This window comes from Bifidobacterium pluvialisilvae, assembly GCF_019331695.1.
Classification (GTDB): domain Bacteria; phylum Actinomycetota; class Actinomycetes; order Actinomycetales; family Bifidobacteriaceae; genus Galliscardovia; species Galliscardovia pluvialisilvae.
Window position 1 is genome coordinate 165,731 of the sequence record NZ_JAHBBI010000004.1, and the last position, 25,211, is coordinate 190,941.

The window sequence follows — 25,211 nt, forward strand, 5'->3', positions numbered from 1 at the left end:
ACGTATGCCCTCGACGGCGGGGCGCATGGAAGAGGCGACGATGATATTCTGCACCGGCTGCGGCGAGCGCAACGACGACGGCACCCAATACTGCATCAACTGCGGCAGCCGGCTTCCCCTCCCGCAGCCGCAGAACCCCGTCGCCGTCCCGTCCGCGGTGCCGATGCCGGGCGTCCGTTCCATCGTCGACGTCTCCGACCCGGCCGACGACACCACCCGTGACGGGAAGGCTTCCGTCCCCTCCATGCCGGATGTGCAGGAGGCCGGACGGGGTCGGACGATCATGCTGCTCACCGTGGCCGCGGTGGCCGTCATCTTCGGCGCGGTGCTCTTCACCCTCGCCGCCACCGTGTTCTCCGCGCGCCATGCGGTGAACGAATACATGGCCGTCCTGGCCGACGGCGACTTCGACCAGGCCAACGGCATGGCCATGCCCGACGTCAAGGACGACGCCCGTGCGCTCCTCGTCAGCCAGGTGGCATCCAACGTGAACAACCGCATCACCGACGTGCAGGTCTCCGCCGCACGGAAGGACGATTCCACCGGACGATACGAGGCCGACGTCACGTATTCGGCCGGCGGCGTGCGCCGCACCGGCCGCGTGGCGGTCGTGCCGGACGGCCGCCGCCTGCTGCTGTTCCGCTCATGGAGGGTCGTCTCGCCGCTGACCGTCACGCTGAAGATCGCCGTGCCGAAGACCATGTCGAACGTCTCGGTCAACGGCGTCGACATCGACCTGTCGAAGGCCTCGACGGCCAAGGACAACGCCGCCACGCCGTCCGACGCCGATCCGAACGTCGATTATGGCGAGATGGCCCAGTACTCCGTCCCCGCATATCCGGCCGTATACCACGTCGACATCGCCGACTCGGCGTACGTGACCTCCGACGAGGCGACCATCGCCGACCCGTCCAGGACCGTCTACCTCATCCCCAAGGCCAGCGACAAACTCAAGAAAGCCATCCTCGACAAGGTCAGGCAGCGCGTGGACGAATGCACGTCGTCGAACGCGCTGGCGGTCAGCGGCTGCGGGTTCTCCAATGGCGACTTCACCGGCTCGTCCACCGCGTACACCGGCATCACACGCACCGTCTCGGGCACGCCGGAGCTCGCCGACGTGGACATCATGACCGGCACGTTCACCACCGCCACCATCAGGACGACCATCACCTACCAGCGGCGGGACTACGCCGACCGGCCATGGGAGAACGGATCGTCCACCGATTCGGGCACGCTGCGGGGGACGTTCTCCCTGGAGAACGAGAACCTCACCGTCACCATCCCCAACGACGACAGCGCCGACGGGGAATGAGCGGGCATGGGCCGTCGTGGACGGATGCCGACTACCGCAGTTTTCATCGGGGGACTACGATGAAGTCAGTGCGTGGCGGACGGTGCGCGCCGCCGTGGGGCGGGACACACCGGAACGCCTGTATGCGCCCATATAGAGGACACAGAGGAACGTAAGGAAGAGAACAATGATCTATTGCTCCAACTGCGGCGAGCAATTGCCCGATGACGCCGACTTCTGCACCCAGTGCGGCACCCCGACGAACGGCCCCGCCGACATCGGCTCCGAAGACACCATCATCCGCGACGGCGGCCAGCAGCAGGTGCTGCCCTCGATCCAGATGCCGGTCCAGCCGGTGCCGGCCCCCTCGCCCATGCAGGCGTCCTCCTCGCAGCAGCCCACCCAGTCGATTCCGACGGTCCCGACGAACGCGGCGCAGCCGGCGGGCGGGCAGACGGCCGCCGCCGCATTGCCCCCGAACGGCGGCCGGGGAGGCGGGTTCAAGGCCTGGTTCTCCGACAAACGCAACCTGCCGATCATCGTCATCGGCGCGGCGCTCATCGTGGCATTGATGGTCTGCGGCGGTGTGGTCTACGCCTATTCGGGAGGCCCGAGGAGCGAGGCCTCGTCAAGCGCATCACAGTCGTCGTCCGCCCCCACGAAGACGGAGACGACGACCGCCAGCCCGGCCCCCACGGAGACCAAGACCGTCACGACGTCGCCGTCATCCACGCCCACGGTGACGCAGCAGGCGCCGGCGAAGACCGGTCTGAACTCCAGCAAGCTCGACGCCATCGTCAACAAATACTCGTCATCCGCCGTCTCGGTGGTGCCGTCCAGCGGCGACTCCTACAACTCGGCCCAGGCCAACAGCCGCTTCGTGGCCTCCGGCCTGTACCTGCCGGTGTACCTCGCGGCGCACAACGGCGGCGGTTCAAGCGCCATCAGCTATGCGGACGCCATGATGCGCGGCATGAACAACAGCTACGGCAACTCGGCCATCAGCGCCATGGGCGGCCGGTCGGCGCTGAACTCGTGGCTGTCGAGCGCCGGATACTCCAGCACCGACTTCGAGCGCGCCTTCGGCGACGTGACCTCGTCGTCCTACGGCGCCGAGAACTACACGTCCCCGTCCGACGCCGCGAGGATGCTCATCGCCGTCGACCAGACCGGCGGCACCGGCCTGATGACCTACAGCCTCGCGTCCGAAGGCGTGTACGCGCCGTCCGGAGCCACCATCTACGGCCACCGCGGCCGCGGCATCAAGAACGCGTACAACTACTTCATCACCATGAAGACGTCGTCCGGCGCCACGGTCGGCATCGCGGTGATGACGCAGAGCCAGGGCCAGGGCGTGGCCGCACAGCTCGCCAACGAGATCATGGCCGAAGTGAACTCCGAGCTGTGACCGGCGTCGGCGTGTGAACATCGCATGAACATGAAGAACGACAACCCGCGTCATGCCGGCAGCTATGCCGAAGACGCCCTCGGACGCACGCGCGGATGGCTGCCCATCGTCGTCGTGGTCGTCGTCGTGATGGCGCTGCTCGCCGCGGTGTCCGTCACGGTCGTGCGGCACCGCCGGTCCGCGGCCCTCGAGGCCGCCGCATCGTCGTCGGTCTCCTCCGCGCAGGCCTCGCTGAACCGCGAGGCCGCGTCGCCGACGTCATCCGATTCGACGTCATCGTCATCCCCGTCCGCGTCGAAGTCCGCGCAGACCGCCGCCTCGGCGGCCAAACAGGCCAAGCAGCGCCAGCTCGACGCGCTCAGGACCACCATCGAACGACAGACGGCAGGATACGGCGGCACATGGTCGGTCTACGTGGAGGACATGACCACCGGCGCCGCAGTCTCGGTCAACAATCACCGGCAGCCGTCGGCCTCGGTCATCAAACTGTACGTCATGCTCGCTGTCTACACGCGAATCGCGCAGGGGACGCTCAAGGAGGACATGGGCATCGACTCGCTGCTCACCGAAATGATCACCGTCAGCTCCAACGACGCCACCAACACGCTCGTGACCACACTCGGCGACGGCGATGCCACAAAGGGCTTCGACATCGTCAACCGGACGGCCAAAGCCAACGGATTCGACGAGACCGCCATGAACGACCTCCTCTACGATTCGGGAACCCACGACTCCAGCCTCAAGCACACGTCGGCCGAAGACGCCGGACGGTTCATGGCCAAGGTGTACCGTGGCCAGCTGGTCTCACGGGAATACAGCCGGAAGATGCTGGCGCTGCTGCTCGGACAGCAGCGGAGACTGAAAATCCCCGCCGGGCTTCCCAGCGGCACCAAGGTGGCCAACAAGACCGGCGAGATTCCCGGCACGGAGAACGACGCCGCCATCGTCTACGGCACGGCCGCCGACCACAGCGGCGACTACGTCATGACCGTCATGACGCAGAACGTCGACAACGGCACCGCCCAGTCCCAGATCCGCGAGCTCTCCGGCACCGTGTGGGCGACGCTGCGATAACCGGGCCCGTCGGACACGCGTGTCGTGGCCCGCGGCCGTCCCATGGCACGGCACGATACAGTGGGGAACACACGACACGGAAGGCATCCTGATGGAATACGGACACGACGAGGCGCTGCGTCTGGCAAGACGACTGTATACCGGACTGCTCACCCGCGACGATGGGCAGATCACGCATGCGTTGCTCGTGGGAGGCGCGCCCCGGGCCGGCAAGACCACGTTCGCGCTCGACGCGCTTATGACGGCGCTCGACGAATTCGGCGAATCCGCGGCGGTCATGACCGTATCCGGCCGCGTGGCCGCCGACCGTCTCGGCAACGAGGCGATCGCGCGCATGGGCGTCACCTCGCAGGCGAGGCCGGTCACCACACTGTCGGCGCTCGCGTTCCGCATCATCACCGCCGTGCGGTCGAAACAGGGGCTGACCTGTCCGAAACTGCTCAACGGCGCCGAACAGGATTCGCTCCTGCGTGAAGTGCTCGCCGACCACATCGGCCATGTGCGCGCAGGGGACCCCTGCGACACATGCCGTCTGCTCGCCGCCTATTTCGCCGCCTCGAACTGGACCGGCCTGGTCTCCGGCGGGGAAGGGGAGTCCACGACCGGAAACGGTGCCGCCGCCAACGACGACGCGGCCGCCGCAACCTCGGACGCCCTGCTGACGCGTGGCATCAGCGACGCCTTCATCAACCAGCTGCGCGACATCATCGCCCGAATGAACGAGCTTGGGGCCACTCCGGACAGGGAAGACGCCATCATCGGGACCCTGGCCGATGCCGACGGCGTCGCCGGAGCGCGCGCCGAACGCCTCGCGGCCCAATGGAGGCTCGCCTTCGCGCTGCGTGGCGAATACGAGGACGCGATCCGCGGGGCATACCCCGGGGAATACCGTCTGGACGCCTCCCGGTTGCTCGTCGCGGGCACGGCCGCCGTCCGCGACGCCGACGGACGCGACATCCCCCGCGCCGTCGTCGTCGACGACGCGCAGGACATGACGCTCGCCGGCATGGCGTTCCTCCAGGAGCTCGGACGTCGAGGCTGCGCATTGGTGCTCGTCGGCAATCCCGACGAGGCCGTGCAGGGCTTCCGCGGCTCCTACCCGGAGATGCTGTTCCAACGCGTCACGCAGTCCCCGTCCGTCGAGAACCCCCTCGACGGCGAGAATCCCGTATCCGATGCCGGCGCCACGGCAACGGTGAACGATCTTGCCCTGGGACGTTTGGGAGCGCTCGCCATAACGCTGCGGCCATACACGCCGAACGATACGGCGGACGACACGCCTGGTGACGAACCGGACACGAAGGCCACCTACCGCGACATCGTGACGGCACGCGTATCCCTCGGCATCCTTTCGGTGGAGCCGAATCCGCTGCCCGTGCAGCAGCGGCCCGGCAAGATGCCAAGGCTCGCCGGCTCGCTGCCGATCGCAAGGACACCCGAAACGGAGACGGCCGCAGCCGACGGCAGCGTCGCCTGCGCGCTGTACCGCAGCGCCGGCGAGGAACTCGACGACGTGGTCTGGCACATCATGCACGCCCACATGGCCGAATCGCGGTCGTGGAACGACATGGCCGTCATCGCCCACGACAACGCCACCGTGCGCGTCTACGGCGAACGGCTGCGGCGTGAAGGCGTACCGGTACGGTATTCGACCGTCACCCGGCCGCTGAAGGAGGAGCCGTTCGTCCAGGGCCTGTTCGCCATGGTCGAACTGGCCGAACTGCGGCTGCGGGGACTCGCGTCACAGCCGATGGGGGAACGGGCGCTCGCGGGCATGGTGCGCTCGCGGCTGCGCACGCTGCTCTCCGGGCCGCTGGTCACGGTGCGGCGCGGTCCGGACGCCGCGGAGCGTCCGGTGCGTGTGGGGGCGTTGACCGCGGCGTTGCGCGCGTTGGAATCCCTCGCGCGGGTCACGGCGGTGAACGTACGGGACGAGGAGGCGTTGACGGACGGAGCCGTCCCGCAGGATGGGGATGATGCCGCGCTACGCACCATGATGCGGCGATGGGATGAACTATCCGCGACGCTTGAGACGCGGCGCCACGGCCATGACGACGGCGTCACCGTCGACGATTCGCTGTTCGGGAATGCGCCGTCCGACGCCGATCCCGCCGCGGCCGACGATCCGTCGGAGCCCATGGCGTTCAACGCCGATGCCATGCTCCTGCTGCTCGCCCAAGGCGGGGATGGCGCCGAACGGGTGATACGGTCCGTCCACGCCGTGCTCGGCACGCGCGGATCGTTCGTCTCGCCCGAGGCCGAGGCCTTCGAGCGGGTATGGGCCATGGTCGGAGAGCTCGCCGAATCGATGCGCACGCTGCCGCGGCAGGAGGCCCGCTACGTGCTGTGGCAGGCCTGGCAGACCGCTGGCGTCGCCGAACGATGGCAGCGCGCCGCCTTGGAGAACACCGAACGCGGACGCGCGGCGAACGACCGGCTCGACGCGGCCATGCGGCTGTTCCAGTTCAGTGAATCCGGTGGCGCCCGCCGCGACGTCGACTCGTTCATCGACCAGGTGCGCGACCTCGAGATCGAGGCCGATTCCCTGGCGCAGGTGAAGCCGGTCGAACAGGCGGTGACCCTGACCACGCCCGCCGGCTCGGTGGGCCGCTCCTGGCCGTTGGTGTGGCTTCCCGCGCTCCAGCAGGGCGTATGGCCGAACCTCGCCGCCCGCAACACCATGTTCGGCACGGAGGATCTCGCCGACGTCATGCTGCACGGCCGAATCGGCGCGACGGACCATGCCGACCTCGCGCCCGGCCGTTCCGAACGCATGGCGGCGGTGCTGTACGGCGAGAAGAAGAGCCTTCTCGTTGCGCTTACCCGTGCCACGGTCCGTGTGCAGGTGAGCGCGGTCCTCGACGACGACCATATGCCGTCGGACTTCCTGTACGGGTTCATGCCGGAACGGTTCTCCCGCCTCGACGAGCCCGAATACACCGACGTCGGCCGGGACGGCGACCATGCGGGACTGGAATACAACGTGCGCGGCATCGTCGCCGCGGCACGGGGCATCCTCGCGCGTCGATACCGCGACGACGATGTCATGGACGGCGACGCTGTGGTTGACGGCACTGTGGACAACGACATTGTGGATGCCGCGGCGGCGGATGACGCCGCGAGGACGCTCGCCTACCTCGCCGGGCACGGCGTGGACGAGGCCGATCCCGCGCACTGGCCGTTCCTCCACGACGTTCCTGGAACGGTCGACGATGATGTCGTTGATAATGACGACGTTGATAATGACGACGTTGATGATGACATCGACGACGATGCCGACGACGGCGACGACAAGGCCGCCGTATTCTCCATCGACGCCATACCCACCGGCGTCCCGTCGAAGGAGCGTGCCGCCGCGGACGGGGCCGACGGCGACACCGTCGTCACCCTGTCGCCGTCCGCGGTGGACGGCATCTGGAACTGTCCGGTCTGCTGGCTGATGGACAACCGTTTCGCCGGCCCGCGGTCGTCCGGTGTGGCGTCCGGCTTCGGCACCGTCATCCACGCCGTGGCCGAACGCGCCAGCGCGGAGCGTCTCGACCTGCCGGGAACGTGGGAGCATCTGATGCGTGACGACGCCGTGCGCATGATTCACGAGCGGATGATGGAACTCTACCGGGAACTGCGCATCGACCCCGACGACGCCGTCACCGTGGCCGACCGATACGCCGCCCTGCGCAAGGACCGCTCCGCCCCCGGACTGCTCCGTCACATCGCCGAATACTTCGTCGACAGCAACGACGTCGCCTACGCGTCGTCGCGGAAGGCGACCGTGGAGGTCGGCACGCTGGTCGGCGCCGAATGCGAGAAGCCGTTCGTCGCACGATTCAGTCTTGACGACATCGTCGCCGCCTACAACGCCGTCCCGGACGCCGAGCCGGTGGGCCGCGGCGACCTGTACGCCATGATAGGGACGCTCGTCGGAGGCTGGCCCGAAGGCATGAGCCCCGACCTGACGGTCCGCATCTCCGGGCGCATGGACCGCGAGGAGATACGCGAACTGCCGGATGGCACACGGCATATACGACTCATCGACTACAAGACCGGCCGCGGAAGGACCGCCAAGCAGTCGTTCAGCGATTTGCAGCTCGTATGCTATCAGCTCGGACTCGTCTTCGACGAGACGAAGGAACGGCGGATGGCCGCCGACCTACCGGACATCGCACAATCCGGCCTGTTCTTCGTGGCCGAACACGCGTGCCCCTCCCACCGTTCCGGACCCGAGGGATGCCACCAGCCGGCATTGTTCCACGACGGGCATCTCAATGCCGAACCGTTCCTGGCGCGCAACGGCGTCCCCGCGCTCTCCCGGCTGTTCGACGATCCCGAACTGCCCGCCGCACGACCCGCCGGCATCGGCGAGACGGCCTGGCGGCGGCTTCTCGGAGAACGCGGCACGCAGACCATGTGGGCGCTGACCATGGTCGCCCGAGTGTTTTACGCGGCGGGCGCCGTCGAATCCCGACGGCTCGTCGCCCACCCCGACCCCGCACACGTCGGCGGCTGCTGGCACAAGGACAGCTGCCCCGCCTGCGCCGACGACATCACATCCGTACTGGAGGTCCGTTCATGACAACATTCACCGACACTGCGGAACAGGCGGCGGTCATCAACGCCCCCGCCGGAGAGAACGTGCTCGTCGTGGCCGGCGCGGGATCAGGCAAGACCTACACCATGACCCGTCGCATAATCTCATTGATCGAACGCGGTGTGCCCGCCGAGCGCATCCTCGGGCTCACCTTCACCCGCAAGGCCGCCTCCGAACTGCTGTCCCGCGTCTCCGCCGCCGTCATGGAGCATTCGGCACAGACGCATGGCACGTCCGACGGTTCCGGCGATGCGTACGATCCGGACCGGGCGTTCCTCAAACCCGACATCTTCACCTACGATGCGTTCTTCCAATCCATCGTGCGGCAATACGGGCTGCTGGTCGGCATGGACCAGAACACGCAGCCGCTGAGCGAGGCCGGCGCTTATCAGCTCGCCGGCGACGTGGTGGGCAGGCACATGACCACGCTGTTCGGCGCGGACGACGACACCGCGGATGATTCCGCGGATGATTCCGCGCCGACCGTGGACGACGGTGCGGATCTCGGCGCGTTCCCCACGCTCACCGGCCAGCTCATGACGCTCTCCCACGCCATATCGGATGCCATGATCGGCGGCGACGTCATGACCTTCCACGACGCCGTCGAACGGGTGCGCCGATGGGACGGCGCCTTCGTCGCACGGCTGACGGCGGTCATCGGCGACGAGCCGGTGCCGTCGGAGAAACCCAAGACGGGCAGACCGCCGCGGCGGCTCAAGAAGGACACCGACGAAAGCTACGCGAAGAAACTCGCCGAATACGAGGCGCGATGCCGCGAAGCCACGCACCAGCTCGCGCTGCACCACTGCGGAAGGCTGCTCGCGTCCACACGACGCCGCGAACTGCTGCTCACCCTGGCCGAGGAGTTCCACACGGCCAAGCGGCAGGCGAACATGGCGGAATTCAGCGACTTCACCATCGCCGCGTTCCAGCTGGTGCGACGGTTCCCCTCCATCGGCGAGGAATACCGGCGTCGCTACTCGCACGTGTTCCTCGACGAATACCAGGACACCTCCACCACGCAGGCCACGCTGCTCGCGGCGTTGTTCCACGTGGAACACGGCGACGACGCCGACGGTCCGCACACGGCCGTCAACGCCGTGGGCGACCCGTTCCAGTCGATCTACGCCTGGCGCGGCGCCAGCCCCGGCGCGTTCCGCATGTTCCAGCGGGATTTCGACATGGACGAGCATCGCCGCCCGTACGCGCTCTCGCAGACCCGACGCAACTCGCGCATCGTGCTCGAGGCCGCCAACGACCTGACCATCCCGCTCCGACGCGCCCCCGGAAGACCCGGCAGCTCGCTCATGCGCGAAGTGGACGTGACGCCCCTGCACCCCATGGACGACGCCCCTCTCGGCACCCTCGGCGTGCAAGGCTACACGAACCTCGGCCAGGAGATCGACGCCGTGGTGCGGTTCGTACGCCAGGCCATCGCCCTGCACGGCGTGGACGCCACGACCGGCGAGCGCAGACCCGGCACCCACGTGGCCGTGCTGTTCCGCTCCAAGATCCCGTTGCCGCTCTATCGTGACGCGCTGGAAACGGCCGGACTCACCTGCGAGGTCGTCGGATACTCCGCGCTGCTCGAACGACCCGAGATCCGTGACCTCATGGCCCTACTGCACGCCGTGGCCGACCACACCGACACCGCCGCGCTCATGCGGCTCATGGCCACGCCGCGCTTCGCCCTCGGCGCCGACGACCTCAAGGCCGTGGCCGCGCTCGCCGACCGGAGGAACCTCGAATACCGGTATCGTGCGCTCGTCGAGGCCGGTCTGGCATCCGGCGACGAGCCGCGCGGCGAATGGCCGGCGGTCGTCAAGGCCCATCGCAACGACGTGCCCAACGGCGTGTTCCTCGCCGACCTGCTCATGACGGAGGGCGTGGAGCGGCTGCTGGAATCCGCCGCGGGCATCTCCCGCCGCGGCGTATCGCTGCTCGTCGAGGTCTCGCGCATGCTGCGGTCCGTCGAATCGGCCACGCATCGTCCGCTCGCCGACGTCCTCCATGTGGCGGTCGAGGCGCTCGGCCTCGACATCGACTGCGTCGTGGCCCAGTCGATGTCCGGCGGGACCGGCCGCAACCCAACCGACGCGCGCGCATCCATCGACGCCATCATCGATTTGGCGAACACCTACCTGCAGGAGCTGCCCGACGGCATCGCCCCGTCCCTGCGGGGATTCGTGTCCTGGGTGGACGCCCTCGGCACGGTGCCGGAGGCGTCGCAGGGGATGAGTTCGGGCAAGGCCGGCGTCACTCTGATGACCATCCATCAGTCGAAGGGCCTCGAATGGGATGCCGTCGCCGTCGTCGGACTCAAAAAGCGCGGTTTCCCGAGCTCGCAGGGCGATAACCTCAACGTCGGCATCGACGGGGAGCGCCTCGGCGGCGTCGTCACGTCGTCCGATGGCCATCGTGTCTGGGATCCGCCGGAATACCATGAGACGGCCCGCACCTGGCTGATGAACCCCACCGCGGTGCCGGTCCCGATGCGCGTGGATGCGGCGATCCTGCCGCGCTTCCCCCACGACATGGACATCGCATCCGATCCCGTGGCCGCGTTGGATGCGATGGGCACGGCCGAACGCGTGGCGGCGGAGGCGTTCGCACCCGAAGTCCCTGACTCAGATTCTGCCGCCGACCGGTCTGCGCGCTTCCTCAGCCAGGAGGAGGAGTATGGCCGGCGGCTGCATGCCGACGAGCGGCGGCTCATGTACGTGGCGCTCACCCGCGCCCGGTACGACGCCCTGCTCACCTTCAGCTCGTGCGGCGACATGGCATGCGTCCCCGACGACGATGCCAAGCCGCTGGACGCGGAGAAGACCGCTTCGAACTTCTGGATGGAGGTGCACGAGGCGTTCGCCACACACGCCGACGCCGTCAGCCGACCGTCGAACGTGGACCCGAAGGCCGACGGCGTCGCGGCATCGCTGCCGGAATCGGCCGTGGGCCTGTTCATCGGCGACCATGCGCGGGAATACGAGAACGCGGTTGTCGGCGAGGCATGGCTGTTTCCGAACACTGACGGCGATGACGAGGGCGACGTGCCCTGGCCACGGCCGTTGGACGCCACCGTATCGGCGGCGCTGCGCCGCAGCGCGCAGGCGGTGGAACATGCACGACGGCGCGCCGCCTCGGAACCCGCGGACGGCCAAAATCCCGAAAACACCCGAAACCCCGGGGCCGCGCTGGACGGCACCCTGCTCGCCCACGCCCGGCGCCTCGTCGAATCCGGTCTGGCGGGGGAGCGGGGCCACGGCGATGCGGAACCGGACGGCATCGCCCGGCTCCGCGCCGAAGGCGAACGCATCCTCGCATCCGGCCGCCAGAACGTCACCGCCATCCAGGCGCGTTCGTCGGCGATGGAACATCACGACGATCCGGAGGCCGAACGCCGGCTCTGGGCCGGCATCGTCCGGCCGATTCCGCGCATCGCCTCGCCGAGCGCGCAGGCGGGCACGATCTTCCACGACTGGGCGGCGCGGTTCATCTGTCCCGATGGCGGCGACGCCATGACCATGTCGATGCGCGACGACATCGCCGCGTCGCGCGCCGCGATGATCGACGACGTCCGTGCGGCGGCGTCGGCATCGGATGATTCGGCGACGCCGTCCGACCGCCGACTGCTCGTCTGGAAACGACGGCTCATCGAATCGCCATGGGCGGCGCGTCGCGCCGCATGGGCGGAACGGTCCATCGTCGCCGCCATCACAGGCCCCGACGGTCGCCGCCGCATCATCAACGGCAAGCTCGACGCCGTGTTCCACGGCGGGCTCGACCAGGACGACCCGTCCAAACGGTTCACCGTCGTCGACTGGAAGACCGGCCGCAAGCCGCACGACACGCAGGACATCGCCAACAGACTTGCCCAGCTCGACATGTATCGGCTACTGTTGTCGCGAATCGAGGGAGTGCCGCTGGCCAGCATCGACGCCACGCTGTACTACCTCAGCGTCGACGACGCCGGGGCGCGAGAACTGCATGCCCTGCCCAAGGAGGAGGCCGAGATCATCGGCGAACTCGACGGCGGCATACCCCCGCAGTCGGACGACGACTAAGCGAGCGGAAGCCAGGCCGCCCCATACGGACGCGTCGCGTACGACGGCCGTCCGGAGGGAATCCCTGCCCATCGGATTGGACGCGGGGCGGCTGGTTCGATGGCGACTCATCCGTATGATCGCATCCGAGGAAACGATTATGTCGAATTCGCAGCCGAACGCATCGCGCCAGACCATCCGCAGGAACCCGTCGGGCAGGCGGCGTTCCCCCTACGCAATCATCTTCCGCACCCCCGGGGCCAAGGCGTTCTCCGCGGCCGCCGCCGTGGCCAGGCTGCCCATCTCGATGATGGGGCTGGGCATCGTGCTGGCCCTCAATCACATCTACGGCAACTGGACCACCGCCGGCGCCATGAGCGCCGTGTACGTGCTGTCGGCCGCGGTGGTCACGCCGTTCTACGCGCGACTGTTCGACCGGTTCGGACAGCGTCGCGTCGGCCGCGTCGCGCTCATGCTCCAGGTCGTGGCCATGCTGTCGTTCGCCTTGGGGGCGTTGCTGCGCGTCCCCATCCCCACACTGTTCGTGCTGGCCGTGCTCATGGGCGTCACCCAGTTCGCGTTCGGGGCGCTCGTGCGCACCCGGTGGGCGTGGGCCCTGCGTGGCGAGAAGGACGATACGCTCCTCAACGCCGCCTACGCCTTCGAATCGGCCGTCGACGAGACGGTGTTCGTGCTCGGGCCTATTTTGGCCGCGTTCCTCGCCACATCGGTGCATCCCGTCTCGCAGCTGGTCGTGCCGGCGTTGTGCGCGCTGTGCGGCGGCATGGCGTTCTTCTCGCTGAAGTCCACGCAGCCGCCGGTGATTGCCACACCGGCCGAAGTGCCGCAGAGCGGCGAGGGCGGCGTGGTGTCGGACGGCGGCAACGTCCGCGACGGCGTCGCCACGCGCAGGATCGGCACCCGCCGCCACGTGCGGAGCGCGCTGCTGTACCCCGGGATCGCCCTGCTCGTCCTCGTGTTCGTGGCGTTCAACATGAGCTTCTCCGCGTTCGACGTGTCGGTGACGGCCATCACCAAATCCATGGGGCTGGAGAGGATCGTCGGCCTGCAGCTGGCCCTGTTCGCCGTCGGATCGCTCGTCGGCGCGCTTGTGTTCGGCTCGCTGCGGCTCAAGGGGTCGCATTGGAGCCACATGGTGATTCTGCTCGCCGTGCTGTCCGTATGGTATGTGGGATTCCGCCTGAGCGCCGACAACCTCGTCGTGCTCGGCATCCTCGAGGTGTTCGCCGGCCTGTTCGTGGCCCCGTCATTCGCCACCGGCAATCTCATCGTCAAGGACATCGTGCCCGACGAGTCCCTGACCGAGGGGCTCTCATGGCTCAACACCGGCAATTCGGTCGGCGTCTCCCTCGGCTCGTCGGTCGCCGGCGTCGTGCTCGACGCCTTCGGCCCCCATGCCGGCATGTGGATCCCGTTCGCCGCCACCGCCTGCTCCGTGCCCCTCGCCGCCCTCGCCTGGCTGCTCGCCCGCCGTCGCCGCCGATAATCGCGCTCGTCACCGTTTTCACCGCGATTGTCGGTTGTTCGTCGAAATCGGACGCAACACGCCGGTGAAGCCCCCTTGTTCGCGGTGAAATCGGCGAACAACCGCAATACGGTGAAAACGGCGAACGATGATCGGTGGCGGTTATCCACATTCATGAGGCGAGGGTGGTCCGTTCGTTCACATCACCGTAGCATCCGTCTGCGCCCGTGCGAACGCATATATGGTTGCCGTATGAGACGCAATGAGGCAGTGGACCGGCTCGTCGACAGGTCACATCGGGAACGACGGTGCATGTATGGTCGCGACGATGCGGAACGCAAACGGCTGCGGAGACGATTGCAGGTCGGGGACCTCATCTCCCCTTTTCCGAAGTTCTATGCGGAGCCACGGTATTGGCGAAGTCTGACGTATCGGGAACGGATACTGCATGTGTTGCGGACCGATGCCTTGTGCCATCCCGGACGAACATACTGCGGTCCTTCCGCCGCGGCGGTATGGGGACTCACCGATTCGATGTCCGTGTGCGAATCCATCCATATCGTCGACGGCCGACGCAGGCGCAACGGTGCCGGCGGACGATACCGCTTCCACTACCGGAGACGATATACCTCGCTGCCATACGACGGCATGCAGGTCACGTCGTTGCCGGAGACGCTGTTCGACTGCATTCGGTATCTGGATTTTCCACAGGCGTTGGCGATATTGGATACGTCGCTTCGCCGGTATCCGACCGACATCGCGCATATCCGTGACATCTTCCGATCATATGGGCATCGCAAGGGGATCCGGTATGCCGTACTGGTGCTTGAATATGTCGACGGACGGAGCGCGAACGGAGGGGAGTCCGTCCTGCGTGGCCATCCACACCACCATGGCCGAGGTGTTCGACGGGACGTTGCGTACCAAGCTTGAGTTGGCCGGCGTGCCACGTGTATCGGTTCCGGAGCCGCTCGCCCGGCGTTGGCGTCGCCGGTAGTCCCGTCTCGTCCGTCACTGTTTTCACCGCGATTGTCGGTTGTTCGTCGAAATCGGACGCAACACGCCGGTGAAGACCCCTTGTTCGCGGTGAAATCGGCGAACAACCGCAATACGGTGAAAACGACGAACGATGATCGGCCACATCGCGTGCGTAGGATGGGCGTATGGAGCAGAATACGAGCGTTGCCGCGGGCGTGACGCGCAAGGGCGGCGCGAAGGCGTACGCGATATGGGGTGCCGCCATGCTCGGCTACGTGTTCGCCGTCACCTGCCGGTCGTCGATGTCGGCCACCGGCATCACCGCGGCCGAACACTTCCACACCACCAGCACCGCGCTGTCGATGTTCCTCTACCTGCAGCTGTTCGTCTACGCGATCATGCAGATACCGGCCGGCGTGCTGCTCGACCGGTTCGGCGCGCGGAAGCTCATCGCCAGCGGCGGCTTCCTCATGGCGTTCGGACAGATGATGATGGCCGTCGCGCCCATCACCCCTCTGGCGATCATCGGCCGCGGCATCGTCGGCATGGGCGACGCCATGACGTTCATCTCCGTCATCCGACTCGTCTCCGCATGGTTTCCCCTCACCCAGGTGCCGCTCATGAACCAGCTGACCTCCATGCTCGGCGGCATAGGGCAGATCATCTCCATCTACCCGTTCGTCTGGCTGCTGGACCTCACCGGCTGGCAGGCGGCCTTCCTCTCCCTCACCGGCGTCGGCATATGCATCGCATCCTGCGTGCTCCTCGGCGTACGCGACGACCCCCGGCAGCGCGGACGCCGGCACGAGCGGCCCCAAGGCGGCATGAGGGCCGCGCTCGACGGCCTGCGCGCCGCGGTGAAGACCCCCGGCACCTTCTGCGGATTCTGGGTGCACGCCACCACATGGTTCTCCATCAACATGATGAACCAGCTCTGGGGATTCCCGTTCCTGCTCGCCGTCGAACACTGGTCCAAGGCGCAGGCCAGCGCCTACCTCGCCATCGGCATGGTCATCAACGTCGCCTGGGCACTCATCATGGGCCGCGTCGCCGGACTCCACCCCATCCACGGCCGCGCCGCCATCGTCTACACCACCGTCGGCGCGCAGATCGTCTGCTGGACGATACTCCTGCTCACCCCCGGACCGCATCCCGCATGGTTCATGTGGGTGCTGCTGCTCGCCATCTCCAGCGGCGGCCCCGCCTCGAACATCGCCTTCGACTTCGCCCGTGACACCAACCGTCCCGAAAACCTCGGCGCCGCCACAGGATTCGCCAACACCGGCGGATTCCTCTCCTCTGCCATCGTGTTCCTCGGCGTCGGACTCATGCTCGACGCGCAGGGCGCCACCGATCCCGGCCTGTACACCGACCATGTGATGCGCGTGGCCGTGCTCATCCAATACCCGCTCTGGGCGTTCGGGCTCATCGCCTTCACCGTCATGCTGCCGCGCACCATGACGGTGTTGCGCCGGCGCTTCCACCGCGACTAATCGTGGTCTTCGGCCATACTGGTACCCAGAACGAAAACAGAACCATATATAAAGGAGCTGTCATGATCAAGGTTTCCGTAGTCGGCGCCAAAGGCCGTATGGGAGGCAACGTCGTCAACGCCGTCAACGACGCCGCCGACACCGAACTCGCCCTCGCGCTCGACGCCGGCGACGACCTCACCCGCATCACCCCGGAGAACACCGACGTCGTCGTCGAATTCACCGTGCCGTCCGTCTCATTGAACAACGTGCTCGCCCTCATCGGCCAGGGCGTCGACGTGGTCGTCGGCACCACCGGCTGGACCGACGAGAAGCTCGACCAGGTGCGCGCCGCCCTCGCCAAGGCCCCGCGCAAGGACCAGGCCGTGTTCATCGCCCCCAACTTCGCCATCTCCGCCGTGCTCACCGACTACTTCGCCGGCATCGCCGCCAAATACTTCGAATCCGCCGAAGTCGTCGAAATGCACCATCCCAACAAGGTCGACGCCCCCAGCGGCACCGCCATCCACACCGCGCACACCATCGCCGAGGCGCGCAAGGCCGCCGGGCTCGCCCCCGTGCCCGACGCCACCGAAACCGATGGCGGCTCCCGTGGCCAGGTCGTCGACGGCATCCACGTGCACGCCGTACGCCTCCGCGGCCTCAACGCCCACGAGGAGGTGCTGCTCGGCAACCCCGGCGAACAGCTCGTCATCCGTTCCGACTGCTTCGACCGCGGCTCGTTCATGCCCGGCGTCCTCCTCGCCGTACGCAACGTGAGCTCCCATCCGGGGTTGACCATCGGACTCGACAACTTCCTCTCCCTGTAGTCGGAGAACAACGGAGCGTCGTCGGCGCTGCGGGGGACTCGACGTATGGCATACGCCTTCGTCCCCTGCGCCTTGACGCCGCACGCGGTATTCTCCGACTAGGCTGTGGAGCGGTCGCGATGGGGTTACTGCGGCGTCAAGCTCTGATTGAGGCGAGAAGGTATCGGAACCACCCCCAGTCCGCCTTGCGGCGGACAGCCCCCGCCAGCGGGGGCGGGCACCATGCTCCCGCTGGCGGGAGCTGTCATGCGCAGCATGACTGAGGGTGGCGGGACACATCCACAGCTCGCAGACCTCGATTCGTCTGACCGTTGGAATGAGGATGCGTTGCTCAAGCGTAGGCAACGGGGAAGTCTGCCAGGCTATGCCAAGCAGACTCCGGAGTGAGGCCGAACGGCCTTGAGCGTCTTGAGCAACGCATACCCCCATCCCCTCCCGCTGCGCATGTTCGCAATGCGGAAACATCGCGTGCTCGTCTTCGGCGGTAGCTAAGTTGAGCAGTATGAGTGACGGTACTATGCATCTCCTTGACCCCGCCCCGTTCGGGCGCATCCTTCCCGCCATGGTCACCCCGATGACCTCCGACGGCAGCGTGGACTACGAGGCCGCGCAGAACCTCGCCAGGCATCTGGTAGCCGACGGCGCGGACGGTCTGGTGGTCAACGGCACCACGGGCGAGTCCCCGGTGACGCATATGGACGAGAAGGTGGCCCTGGTCAAGGCCGTCAAGGAGGCCGTCGACGTGCCGGTCATCTCCGGCGCGGGCTCCAACGACACCGCGCATACCGTCCGCATGGTGGAACAGACCCAGGAGGCGGGCGCCGACGCGGTGCTCGTCGTCATGCCGTATTACTCGCGTCCAAGCCAGGACGGCATCGTCGGCCACTACAAGGCCGTGGACGAAGTGGCCGAAAAGCCCATCATCGTCTACGACGTGCCCGGGCGCACCGGCCTGAAGGTCTCCATCGAGACCTACGACCGTCTGGCCGAACTCGACCACGTCAAGGCCGTCAAGGACGCCACCGGCGACCTCGCCGCCGCCGTGGAGAAGCAGCAGCGCACCGGCCTCGCTTGGTATTCCGGCGACGACGGCCTGTTCCTCCCCTTCCTGTCCATCGGAGCGGTCGGCATCATCTCCGTCATCGCGCATGCGGCAGCCAACCCGATGCGCCGGCTCGTCGAAGCGTTCGACTCCGGCGACATCGCCACGGCGCGCCGCCTCGCCAACCAGCTGGCCCCGCTCGTGCACTCCCTGAACGGCGACGGCTACCAGGCCGTCATGGCCAAGGCCGCATGCAAGATCAAGGGCTACATCCCCAACACCACGATGCGTCTGCCCAACATCGGTCCCAACGCCAAGCAGATGGCCAAGGCCGAGGAGGGCATCCGCGCCGCCGGCCTGCTCTAGGCCGAACCAGCGTCGTCTTCGCAGAGGCGAAGGCAAGAAAACAAGAAAACAACAAGAATGGCAAACGAAACAACAAAGAAGAAAACGAATTCACGCAACGGCCGCCGAGGCGGCTCCCGCCGCGGAGGCCGCCGAGGCGCCCCGCAGAACACCCAGCCGCAGGAGAAGAAGCTCGTCGCCCCGCCGAAGTACCGCAAGGGCTCGATGCGCATCACGCCGCTCGGCGGCCTCGGCGAAATCGGTCGCAACATGAACGTGATCGAATACAACGGCCACCTGCTGCTCATCGACTGCGGCGTGCTCTTCCCCGAGGAGGAGCAGCCCGGCGTCGACCTCATCCTCCCCGATTTCAGCTATATCAAGGACCGTCTCGACAAGGTCGAGGCCCTTGTGCTCACCCACGGCCACGAGGACCACATCGGCGGCGTGCCCTACCTGCTCAAGCTGCGTCCCGACATCCCGCTCATCGGCTCCAAGCTCACGCTCGGCTTCGTCGACGCCAAATGCAAGGAGCACCACCAGAACCCCACCAAGGTGGAGGTCGAAGGCCGCGACCGCCTCAAGGTCGGTCCCTTCAACCTCGAGTTCGTGACCGTCACCCACTCCATCCCCGACGCGCTCGCCGTCATGGTGAAGACCCCGGCGGGCAGCCTCATCGACACGGGCGACATCAAGCTCGACCAGCTGCCGCTCGACCACCGCATCACCGACCTCGTCGAATTCGGCCGTCTCGGCGAGCAGGGCATCGACCTGCTCATGATGGACTCCACCAACGCCGAGGTGCCCGGCTTCGTCAAGCCCGAGACCTCCATCGGCCCCGCCCTCGACCGCGTGTTCTCCGAAGCGAAGCGCAAGATCATCGTCGCCAGCTTCTCCAGCCACGTGCACCGCGTGCAGCAGGTCGTCGACGCCGCCCACAAGTACGGTCGCAAGGTCGTGTTCGTCGGCCGTTCCATGGTGCGCAACATGGGCATCGCCTCCGACCTCGGCTACCTGCACATCCCCGAGGACACGGTCATCGACCTCAAGCAGGCCAACGACGTGCAGGACGACAAGCTGGTCTTCATGTGCACCGGTTCGCAAGGCGAGCCGATGGCCGCGCTCGGCCGCATCGCCGACGGCAACCACCCGTACATCAAGGTCAACGAGTTCGACACCGTCATCCTCGCCAGCTCCCTGATCCCGGGCAACGAGCACGGCGTGTACAAGGTCATCAACAAGCTCGTGCAGATGGGCGCCCGCGTCGTCAACCGCGACAACGCAGCCGTGCACGTCTCCGGCCACTGCAACGAGGGCGAGCTGCTGTACATGTACAACATCGTCAAGCCCAAGTGCGCCATGCCGATCCACGGCGAGAACCGTCATCTCGTGGCCAACGGCCTGCTTGCCGTCAAGACCGGCGTGGACCCGCAGAACGTCGTCCTCGCCGAGGACGGCGACGTCGTCGACCTCTACCATGGCCAGGCCGCCATCGTCGGCTCCGTCCCCTGCAACTACGTGTACGTGGACGGCGACTCCGTCGGCGAACTCACCGACGAGGAGCTCGAGAAGCGCCGCATCCTCGGCACCGAGGGCTTCGTCTCCAGCTTCGTCGTCGTCGACACCGAGGCCCGCGAGGTCGTCAGCGGCCCGAAGATCTACCTCAACGCCGTCGCCGAGGACGAAAGCGAATTCGAGCACGTGCGTTCGCAGATCGTGCAGAACCTCGAGGACGCCATGATGCAGGGCACGAAGAACACGCACCAGCTGCAGCAGATCATGCGCCGCACGCTGGGCAGCTGGGTCGCCCGCAAGCTGCACCGCCGTCCGATGATCGTGCCCGTCGTGGCCGACATCGCCGACGACATCGAAAACTGAACATCATGATTCAAGCCCCCGCCGGCGGGGGCTGGCACGGCAAACGCCGTGACTGGGGGCGGAGACTCCTTCAATGGACGCCACCCCCAGTCGGATTCCATCCGACAGCCCCCGCCGGCGGGGGCGAATTGCAATACAGCACACCAACAGGGGGTAGCAAATGCCGGGAGCAAATCTCACGAAGACGGAGGCCGCCGAACGCGCGGCCATCATTGCGAACGCGAAATACACGGTCGACCTCGACCTGACGAAGGGGGCGAAGACCTTCGGCTCCGTCACGACCATCGAATTCGACGCCGAGGCCGGGTCGTCCACGTTCCTCGACCTGATCGCCGACTCCGTCTCGTCGATCGTCGTCAACGGCGAATCCGTCGACACGGCCGCATACGACGACTCGCGCATCGCACTGGCCGATCTCAAGAAGCGCAACACCGTCGTCGTGAAGGCCCTGTGCGACTACTCCACCACCGGCGAGGGCCTGCACCGCAGCGTCGACCCCTCCGACGGCAACGTCTACCTCTACACGCAGTTCGAGGTCCCGGACGCCCGACGCGTCTACGCCGTGTTCGACCAGCCCGACATCAAGGCCACGTTCGACTTCACCGTCACCGCGCCGAAGTCCTGGGACGTCATCTCCATCGGCACCGTCGACGACGTCGAGGACGTCGACGTGACGACCGAGCCGGGCACGCTCGGCGACAAGCCTGCAGAAACCGCCCGCCGCTGGACGTTCGCCACCACGCCCGTCATGAGCTCCTACCTCACCGCCCTCGTCGCCGGCCCGTACGCCAGCTGGCACACCGAATACGCCAACGAGGACGGCCGCACCGTGCCCATGGGCATCTACTGCCGCCAGGCGCTCAAGGACGCCATGGCCAAGGACGTCGACTACCTCTTCGACATCACCAAGAAAGGCTTCGCCTTCTACGACGAGCAGTGGCAGGTGCCGTACCCGTACGCCAAGTACGACCAGCTGTTCGTGCCCGAATACAACGCCGGCGCCATGGAGAACATCGGCACCGTCACCATCCGCGACTCCTACGTGTTCGAATCCAAGGTGACCGACGCGCTCGCCAACCGCCGCGTGGAGACCATCCTGCACGAGCTCGCCCACATGTGGTTCGGCGACCTCGTCACCATGAAATGGTGGAACGACCTGTGGCTCAACGAGTCCTTCGCCGAATTCATGTCCACGCTCGCCACCGCCGAAGCCACCGACTGGCCGAACGACTGGGCCACGTTCTGCGCCGGCGAGAAGAGCTGGGCGCTGCGTCAGGACCAGCTGCCCACCACACACCCGATCGTCGCGCCCATCAACGACCTCAACGACACCTACGTGAACTTCGATGGCATCACCTACGCCAAGGGCGCCTCCGTGCTGAAGCAGCTCGTGTTCTACGTGGGCCGCGAGAAGTTCTTCCAGGGCATCCACAACTACCTGACCGCCCACTCGTACGGCAACGCCACCCTCGCCGACCTGCTCGGCGAACTTGAGAAGACCAGCGGCCGCGACCTGACCGCGTGGAGCCGCCAGTGGCTCGAATCCGCCGGCATCACCACCATCGCCACCGAGCTGGAGACCGCCGACGACGGCACGATCACCCGGCTCGCCCTGAAGCAGACCGCCCCGGAGGACCATCCCGTGTTGCGCGTGCACCGTCTCGCCGTCGGATTCTACGACGTGGACGACGCCGGCAAGGTCGTGCGCACCAAGCGCATCGAACTCGACGTGGACGGCGAGACCACCGAGGTCGCCGAAGCCAAGGGCCTCAAGCGTCCGGCGTTCATCCTCGTGAACGACGACGACCTGACCTACACCAAGATTCGCCTCGACGAGGAGTCGCTCGGCTTCGCGCTGCGCCGCCTGCCCGACTTCACCGACGCGCTCACCCGCGCCGTCGTATGGCTGGGCCTGTGGGACATGACCCGCGACGGCGAACTGCCCGCCGAGGACTTCATCGACGTGAGCCTGCGCGCCCTCGCCTCCGAAACCGAATCCACCACGTTCCGCTACGCGCTCGCCCAGGTGAGCACGAGCGCACACCACTATGTGGCGGCCCCGCACCGCGACAAGGTGCTCAAGCAGGTCTCCGAGGGACTGTGGCGACTCGCCAACGCCGCCGCCCCCGGCTCCGACAACCAGTTCCAGCTGCTCAAGGCATACCTCGGCTACGGGCACGACGACGCCTTCGCCGGCAACGTGCACGCCCTGCTCGACGGCACGCTCGCCCTGCCCGGCCTCGCCATCGACAACAACCTGCGCTGGTCGCTCGTCCACGCGCTCGCCGACCACGGACTCATCGACGCCGCCGGCATCGACGCGGAGCTCGCCCGGCGCGACACCACCGAGAACCGCGAGTTCGCCGTGGGCGCCAAGGCCGCCATCAACACCGAGGAGGCCAAGCGTCGCGCCTGGGATCAGGCCCTGCACGACGACGACCTGACCAACTCGCAGATCGAGGCCGTGGCCTACGCGTTCTCCGGCACCGACAGCCGCGAACTGGCCGACCCGTACGTGGACGAATACTTCGGCGTCATCGACTGGGTGTGGAAGAACAAGACTTACCACATGGCCGAAACGCTGCTCAACGGACTGTACCCGGGCTACGCCGATCCGGCCGCGCTCGTGGCCTCCGGCGACGCATGGCTCGCCGCCCATGAGGGCGCGGACCGCGCGCTGAAGCGGCTGGTCGTGGAGAACCTCGCCGGCTCCCGGCGCACGCTCGCCGTCCAGCGCTACAACGCCTCGCTGCTGTAGGCAGGGAACGGACCGTAGGCACAGGCACGGGCAACAGACATGATCATGCGCCACGCCTCGTTCTCGCAGCGTGACGACCCCGGCGAGGGCATCACGCTGGAGCAGCTGCTCGCCGCCCCGGCGCTCAGGCTCCGACTGGTATGCCCTGGCGCCCCGGGGGCGTTGAAACGGCACATCTCCTGGGTGCACCCCGCAGAGATCTCCGACATCGCCATGTGGAGCGAACCGGGGGAGGTGCTGCTCACCACCGGCACCAACTTTCCCACGGAATCCATGGACGCCGATGACGACCATGCCCTGCTCGTCAAGGCGCGCAAGGCCGTCGGCCTGCCGGGCCGGTTCTCGTCCGCGTCGGCCGCCTACCGCGAATGGTGCGACGCCTATGTGACGCAGCTGGGACAGGCCGGCGTGCTCGCCATCGGCTTCGGCGTGGCCGTCAAGCATCCGGCCACGCCCATGGCGCTCATCGATGCCGCCAACCGTGCGGGGCTGCCGCTGTTCGAAGTGCCGTTGGAGATTCCGTTCTCCTCGGTGTCGAAGACCGTCTCGCGCGCGCTCAACGATCGTCACGACGATGCGCTGCGCCAGTCGTCGCTGCTGCAGCGGCAGGTGCTCAAGGCCGCGGTGGGCGAGGACTCCGTGCACGGCACCATATCGGGGGCCGCGCGTCTGGTCTCCGGGTGGGCGGCCTATGTGGCCGCCGACGGCACCGTGCTCGACATCTCCAACCGCACATTTTCCAAGCAGGCGCAGGACTGGGCCATGAAGCTCGCCGCCAGGGTGGCCGAGGCGCGGTCCAATCCCGCCATGACCACCGTGTTCGGGTCCGAGGCCGGCAGGGACTATTGCGCCGGCGTCGTCCATGACGCCGAGACCGGGCACGACCGTCTCGTCGGCATCGTGGTGACGTCGTGCGTGAAGGACGACCGGTCCGATGTGCTGCTGCGTTCGGTGACCATGGTGGCCGCCGACGTGCTGTCGCTCATCGTGCCGAAGCTCACGGCCAACGACCGCCGTCTTCGTCGGCTGCGCGACGCCTGCGTCGGTGCGTTCGCCCAAGGGCACGGGGACGCCATGTTGTCCATGGCCGACGAATTGTGGCATGCCGTCCCCCGGCCGCCGTTCCGTCTGATATGCGTGGAGGGGGAGTCGCAGACGCTGGAGCGGCTGTACGGCGAACTGTCCTCCGACGGCATCGTCGGGACGGGCGCGGTGATGTTCGGAGCCTACGATCACCGTCTGTGGATCATCGTCGCCGAGAACGCATCCGAGACGGTCGAGGGGGAGCTGCTCACCCGCGACGGCATTGATTTCGGCTCCTGCTCCTGCTCGTCATGGCAGGCGATGGGCGACCGGTTCCCCGAGGCCGTGCAGGACCTCCACCTGCGGCGTCTGAACGAGGATGGCCGCTCCTTCTCCGACATGTCGGTGCATGAGCTCATCCGCCCCGACCTGGCCGTCGTGTACTCGCGCGAATTGTTGAAGCCGCTGCGGCGCCTGCCCCGGCAGGAGTCCGACGCCCTGCTCGCCACCATGCGCGAGTTGCTGGCCACGTCATTCAACGTGGGTGCGACGGCGAAGCGGCTGGGCGTCCACCGGCACACGGTCGAGAACCGGCTGAACAAGATCGAGCGTCTGCTCGGCATCGACCTGTCCCAGGAGGCGTCAAGGGTGCGGTTGTGGATCGCGTGTTCGTTCATCCGCAGTGAGTAAGTGGGTACATAATTCACGAATCGCGAGATAGGGCAGATTTTCCGCCCAAAACGGCCCTATCTCGCGATTCGTGAACAGAAAACTCGGAATCCCGTTTGTAAATTTCGCGTTATGTTATGCGATTTCCCATGTATGCCGTATGTTACGACGATTATGTGCGACATTGATGACGGCATGACGGTTTTCGTTGGAATTCCAACGAACTTGAACAATCAATGTCGATTGTTTCGTAATTTCGTTACCGTTCGTCGATAGCGGACAATATATCCAACATTATCGAAATATTGGATATATTGTCCATTGTTGGG

At 66.8% G+C, this 25,211-nt stretch carries 12 protein-coding genes; all 12 read left to right on the forward strand.

Translation table 11 applies throughout. The features are described 5' to 3' along the window. Nucleotides 1–4: 4 nt before the first annotated feature. The 12 genes from KIH77_RS04820 (at nucleotide 5) to KIH77_RS04875 (ending at nucleotide 24,903) form a co-directional block, all read left to right on the forward strand. Nucleotides 5–1,312, forward strand: coding sequence for a zinc ribbon domain-containing protein (locus tag KIH77_RS04820; protein WP_219099971.1), 1,308 nt, complete (start codon nucleotides 5–7; stop codon nucleotides 1,310–1,312). Between the two features lie 166 nt (nucleotides 1,313–1,478). Continuing rightward, on the forward strand, nucleotides 1,479–2,699 hold the full coding sequence (locus tag KIH77_RS04825; protein ID WP_219099972.1) for a zinc ribbon domain-containing protein: 1,221 nt from the start codon (nucleotides 1,479–1,481) through the stop codon (nucleotides 2,697–2,699). A 24-nt stretch (nucleotides 2,700–2,723) separates the two neighbouring features. Next, nucleotides 2,724–3,773 carry a serine hydrolase gene (locus KIH77_RS04830; RefSeq protein WP_219099973.1) on the forward strand — a complete coding sequence of 350 codons (1,050 nt, stop codon included), beginning with the start codon at nucleotides 2,724–2,726 and terminating at the stop codon, nucleotides 3,771–3,773. 91 nt (nucleotides 3,774–3,864) lie between these two features. Then, nucleotides 3,865–8,346, forward strand: coding sequence for a PD-(D/E)XK nuclease family protein (locus tag KIH77_RS04835; RefSeq protein WP_219099974.1), 4,482 nt, complete (start codon nucleotides 3,865–3,867; stop codon nucleotides 8,344–8,346). After that, entirely contained in the window at nucleotides 8,343–12,422 is a 4,080-nt protein-coding gene (locus KIH77_RS04840; protein ID WP_219099975.1) for a UvrD-helicase domain-containing protein, read from the forward strand. Before KIH77_RS04835 ends, KIH77_RS04840 begins: the two co-directional genes overlap by 4 nt. A gap of 139 nt (nucleotides 12,423–12,561) precedes the next feature. After that, nucleotides 12,562–13,908, forward strand: coding sequence for an MFS transporter (locus KIH77_RS04845; RefSeq protein WP_219099976.1), 1,347 nt, complete (start codon nucleotides 12,562–12,564; stop codon nucleotides 13,906–13,908). Between the two features lie 1,142 nt (nucleotides 13,909–15,050). Next, nucleotides 15,051–16,358, forward strand: a complete 1,308-nt coding sequence (locus KIH77_RS04850; protein ID WP_219099977.1) for an MFS transporter — start codon at nucleotides 15,051–15,053, stop codon at nucleotides 16,356–16,358. Between the two features lie 62 nt (nucleotides 16,359–16,420). Then, the gene (dapB, locus tag KIH77_RS04855) at nucleotides 16,421–17,167 is read left to right on the forward strand and encodes a 4-hydroxy-tetrahydrodipicolinate reductase (protein ID WP_219099978.1); all 747 of its coding nucleotides are present in this window, start codon (nucleotides 16,421–16,423) and stop codon (nucleotides 17,165–17,167) included. Between the two features lie 502 nt (nucleotides 17,168–17,669). Further along, entirely contained in the window at nucleotides 17,670–18,575 is a 906-nt protein-coding gene (dapA, locus tag KIH77_RS04860; RefSeq protein WP_219099979.1) for a 4-hydroxy-tetrahydrodipicolinate synthase, read from the forward strand. Nucleotides 18,576–18,632: 57 nt separating this feature from the next. Next, the gene (locus KIH77_RS04865) at nucleotides 18,633–20,432 is read left to right on the forward strand and encodes a ribonuclease J (RefSeq protein WP_219099980.1); all 1,800 of its coding nucleotides are present in this window, start codon (nucleotides 18,633–18,635) and stop codon (nucleotides 20,430–20,432) included. 160 nt (nucleotides 20,433–20,592) lie between these two features. Beyond that, entirely contained in the window at nucleotides 20,593–23,190 is a 2,598-nt protein-coding gene (gene pepN, locus KIH77_RS04870) for an aminopeptidase N (protein WP_219099981.1), read from the forward strand. A 39-nt stretch (nucleotides 23,191–23,229) separates the two neighbouring features. Further along, the gene (locus tag KIH77_RS04875) at nucleotides 23,230–24,903 is read left to right on the forward strand and encodes a PucR family transcriptional regulator (protein ID WP_219099982.1); all 1,674 of its coding nucleotides are present in this window, start codon (nucleotides 23,230–23,232) and stop codon (nucleotides 24,901–24,903) included. The last annotated feature ends 308 nt before the right edge of the window (nucleotides 24,904–25,211 follow it).